This window comes from Polaromonas sp. P4_H1 (assembly GCF_056400945.1).
This window is the reverse complement of the sequence record NZ_JBFUKG010000094.1, coordinates 1-599: the sequence shown is the minus strand read 5'-3', so window position 1 is coordinate 599 and position 599 is coordinate 1. Positions and strand designations below refer to the sequence as shown.

General features: G+C 60.8%; 1 protein-coding gene. It reads right to left on the bottom strand.

Going from position 1 to position 599, the window contains the following annotated elements; genetic code table 11:
• Positions 1-480 (bottom strand): glutathione S-transferase N-terminal domain-containing protein (locus AC1DS5_RS25285; protein WP_477720992.1); only part of this gene is annotated, 480 nt, incomplete at its 3' end.
• Positions 481-599: the final 119 nt, after the last annotated feature.

Here is a 599-nt window from a genome sequence, read left to right as displayed (position 1 = left end):
GGCTAGATGAATGCGAAACCGGTTGCGGAGCGCAGGAATCTGCTCACGCATCTTCACGCTGTCCCAACCATCGAACTTGCCTGACGTGAAACTCGCGCGATCGGCATGCAGTTCTGGCGGAAAACGATCTCCGTTCAGGCCGAAGACCAGTCCAAGAGCATTGGCAAAGAGCGCGCGATCGGCCCAGGCCGCGATGATATCGGCCTGACCGCGCGTGCCCGCCGGATAAAGCGTCAGCTCGGGAAAACGTTGCTCAAGCTCCGCGAGAATGCGGCGCGTATCGCAATAGACGTCTGCGCCGATCTGCAGCACCGGAATGCGGCGATAGCCTCCGGTGAGCGCCACGAGCTCTGGCTTCGGCACGATCCGCGGCTGAATCACCGATCGCCAAGACAGACCCTTCAATCCGAAGGCGACGCGCACCTTCTCGGCAAACGGCGAACGCGGATAGTGATGCAGAACAAGATCGGTCGCCGTCACTGCATCCCTTGCCTGTCAGCTATGTCGCATGCACCGCCGTCGTCGCACCGGCGGAATACATCGCCTCGAATTCGGCAATCGGATGCGGAAGTCCATCCGGGCCGGTGATTTCAACATCC